Origin of the sequence: uncultured Clostridium sp. (genome assembly GCF_934754925.1) — a bacterium.
In the GTDB taxonomy this organism is placed as follows: Bacteria; Bacillota; Clostridia; order Clostridiales; family Clostridiaceae; genus Clostridium.
Map to the genome: position 1 here is coordinate 1 of NZ_CAKVJA010000090.1, position 3,438 is coordinate 3,438.

General features: G+C 27.3%; 2 protein-coding genes, 2 tRNA genes and 2 rRNA genes. 1 reads left to right on the forward strand and 5 read right to left on the reverse strand.

The window, feature by feature from the left end:
* Nucleotides 1–485: 485 nt before the first annotated feature.
* Nucleotides 486–1,289 carry a pyruvate, water dikinase regulatory protein gene (locus Q0G30_RS13900; RefSeq protein WP_294391269.1) on the reverse strand — a complete coding sequence of 268 codons (804 nt, stop codon included), beginning with the start codon at nt 1,287–1,289 and terminating at the stop codon, nt 486–488.
* 161 nt (nt 1,290–1,450) lie between these two features.
* Between Q0G30_RS13900 and Q0G30_RS13905 the strand changes: the two genes are divergently transcribed.
* Nucleotides 1,451–2,215, forward strand: a complete 765-nt coding sequence (locus Q0G30_RS13905; protein ID WP_294391272.1) for a signal peptidase II — start codon at nt 1,451–1,453, stop codon at nt 2,213–2,215.
* A gap of 78 nt (nt 2,216–2,293) precedes the next feature.
* On the opposite strand, the gene Q0G30_RS13910 is transcribed toward Q0G30_RS13905, so the two are convergent.
* From Q0G30_RS13910 to rrf (Q0G30_RS13925), 4 genes are all read right to left on the reverse strand, one after another.
* Nucleotides 2,294–2,369, reverse strand: a tRNA-Lys gene (locus Q0G30_RS13910).
* Between the two features lie 5 nt (nt 2,370–2,374).
* Nucleotides 2,375–2,491, reverse strand: a 5S ribosomal RNA gene (gene rrf / locus Q0G30_RS13915).
* A 670-nt stretch (nt 2,492–3,161) separates the two neighbouring features.
* Nucleotides 3,162–3,237, reverse strand: a tRNA-Lys gene (locus Q0G30_RS13920).
* Between the two features lie 5 nt (nt 3,238–3,242).
* Nucleotides 3,243–3,359 (reverse strand): 5S ribosomal RNA (gene rrf / locus Q0G30_RS13925).
* Nucleotides 3,360–3,438: the final 79 nt, after the last annotated feature.

Sequence of the window (3,438 nt, forward strand, 5' to 3'; positions counted from 1 at the left end):
AGTCTTTGTTTTAAGACTCTCAAAAGAATTGCTGGTTTACTTTAACTATATTCTGTTCAATTTTCAAAGACCATTTGCTCTGTCGCATCGAAGCGACTTCCTTATCTTATCATTACTCTTCGCTACTGTCAATAACTTTTTTTAAAAAAGTTTTTTGACCTTTTCGCTCAAGCAACGTAATTTATCTTATCACTTAACGTCTAACAAGTCAAACACTTTTTTGTTTTTTGTTAGTCATCAGCGACGTGTTTTATCTTATCACCTTTTACTGGTGTATGTCAACATATTTTTCTATTATTAATAAAATAAATTTTAAAATATACTAAGACCCAGGAATATTTCATCTTAGGTCTTATTCTTAGTAAAGTTTCTATTTCTTTTTTATCTACTAATTATATATAAATTTTACTATAGAGATACATTATCTTAATATTAATTATTTTTTAGTTTTTCAAGTAAGTAACCTTGTATATAATTTCATAAAGTTACTTATCACATCCTAATGCCTTAATTATTATTAATGCAGTATCTTCTATAGCCCTTTGAGTTACATCTATAGTTTTACATCCTAATCTTCTAATTATTTTCTCTGCAAAATCAAACTCTTCTAATATTCTAGCGTCACCTGCATATTCAATATTAGATGGAATTCTATGAAACTTATCTAACCTTCTTTTTCTTATTTCTATTAATTGTAATGGATTTATTGTTAATCCAAATACTTTATGTTTATCTATTTCATATAATTCCTTAGGTACCTCAACTTCAGGAACTAAAGGAATATTAATAGCTTTGATTCCCTTATTAGCTAAATACATACATAATGGTGTTTTTGAAGTTCTTGAAAGCCCTACCAAAACTACATCTGCATTTTTTAACCCTCTATAATCTTTACTATCATCATACTGCATAGCAAACTCCATTGCTTCAATCCTCTTAAAATAAGCTTCATCAGTTTTCCACATAGCGCCCGGATTATATTGTGGTTGTTGGTCTAAAAGTGATGACGCAATATTTATTATAGGGCCTAGAACATTTATTACAGATAGATTGCTTTCTACACATTTCTGAGTTAAATATTCCCTCACATTCACCGTAATAATTGTTGACACAATCATTGCTCTTTCGCATTCCTTTATATCACTCATTAAATCTTCTACATCCTCTAAGGACTTAACATAAGGTACCCTTTTTACTTCTACATTTTCAGGAAACTGACTTGCTGCCGCTTCAGCCACTTGCTCCGCTGTTTCACCTATTGAATCTGATACTGCAAAAATCGTTAACATTCTTAATAACCTCCTATTTTCCATATTAAATATTATCTTTAATAAATTCTCTTCCCAATTATTATTATAACAAGTTTCTTGAATAAATTGCTAACATAGTGAATTATTATATTTAATATGATAAAATCTAACTATACTTATTATAACTTTAGGAGGAGCTTATGAAATATTCTTTTAATAAAGATAAAATTCTTACAATTGGAATATTACCAGTTATGTGGCTTATATATTTTTTATTTGAAGTTTTTAGTGGTAGAGTTAATGATCTATATACATTAGTTTTAAACCTTTGCTTAACCTTAGTATTTGCCCTTACCGGATGGATTATATATAAATGTAATACTAAAAATCCAAATGGATTAAATACTAAAATATTATTAACAACATTTATAATATTAATGCTATTAGATCAAGGAATAAAAATAATTATAAAAATTAAATTTTTTCATTACTATTTTGAAATAATACCTAACTTCTTATCTTTTAATCCAATAATAAATACTCAAGGTTCCTGGTTAAATGCAAGATTTAATTTTAATATTAGTTTTCCATTATTAATATTAATTAATGGTATATCATTAATGTTATTTGTTGAAATTTATAGATATATTAAATTTAGAAATGGAAAAAGCTTTTGGACAGATATGTGCTTCTTATTTATATTTGCAGGTGCACTATGCTCTTTTATAGATAAAGTTTTTTATGGTGGTAGCTTAGATTTTATTGGTATAAGTAACCTATTTATAGCTGATTTAAAAGACATATATATTAATCTTGGATTATTATTTTTTATTATGTCATGTTATAAGAGTGGATTTTTTTCTGAAGAGGATACTAGCCTAAAAGATGATATAACAGCAATTAAAAATTTTTTTAAGTTTATAAAAACTGATATTATAAAAGTATTAAAAAAGGAAAAGGTATAAATACCTTTTCCTTTTATATATATATATTATGCTAAGCAAGTTCTTATTAAAAAATCACTTCTATATTAGAAGTGATTTTGGTGGCTTACCGGGGAATCGAACCCCGGACACCTTGATTAAAAGTCAAGTGCTCTACCGACTGAGCTAGTAAACCATTTTACCTGGCAACGTTCTACTCTCCCACACAGTCCCCCGTGCAGTACCATTGACGCTGTAGAGCTTAACTTTCCTGTTCGGAATGGGAAGGAGTGTTTCCTCTACGCCATCATCACCAGATTCATTTTTTTATTTGTTTTGTTGATTTGTCCCTCAACAAGTATTAATTATATACATATATTCTACATATGTCAACATATTTTTAAAAATAATTTTATTATTCTCTAATTTTTATTTTTTATTCATAAAATACTTTTTATATAGTAAATATTTTAATAAAAAATAGATATCTATTATTTAAAGTTTAAGCCATTTGATATTAAGAACTCAACTTTACTCGTAATTTAAATTATGAACTAATATTAACTTAATTCCTTATTATATGTAGACCATTCTTATACTTCATAGCTCAATTCAGATAGTAATTTCTTATAAAATTATTTAATTGCTTAAATTTAATAATTCTCTAATAAAGTTTTTCAATCTTGCAGAATCAACTGATATTCCTATACCTATTATAGAATTTTTAAGTAATCCTGCTAGTTTATTTAACTATTAATAATGCCTTACCTTTTTAACTTATATATTAAATAATGTAAAAACATCCTCTAGCTAAGAAAGTAACGCTAAAACAAGCCTTACTATTAAAATTAATTTATTATATAATTATAATATTTTAAAAAATCAAAAATAAATAATTAAAAATAATATCAGCAAATATATGATATTATTTAAAATAATTATTTATAAATAAAAAAACTCTAATCTATCATAAGATAAATTAGAGTTTTGGTGCGCCATCACGGGTTCGAACCGGGGACACCCTGATTAAGAGTCAGGTGCTCTACCAACTGAGCTAATAGCGCATATTACCTGGCAACGTTCTACTCTCCCACACAGTCCCCCGTGCAGTACCATTGACGCTGTAGAGCTTAACTTTCCTGTTCGGAATGGGAAGGAGTGTTTCCTCTACGCCATCATCACCAGATCTTTGAGATTGTTATCTCAAAATTGCACATGAATTATTTTATATTTTGGTCAAGCCCTCGACCTATTAGTATCAGTCA

Bases quoted from the DNA above. Each gene is read 5' to 3' on its own strand.
- Q0G30_RS13900 (WP_294391269.1), bottom strand. From the start codon at position 1,289: ATGTTAACGATTTTTGCAGTATCAGATTCAATAGGTGAAACAGCGGAG.
- Q0G30_RS13905 (WP_294391272.1), top strand. From the start codon at position 1,451: ATGAAATATTCTTTTAATAAAGATAAAATTCTTACAATTGGAATATTA.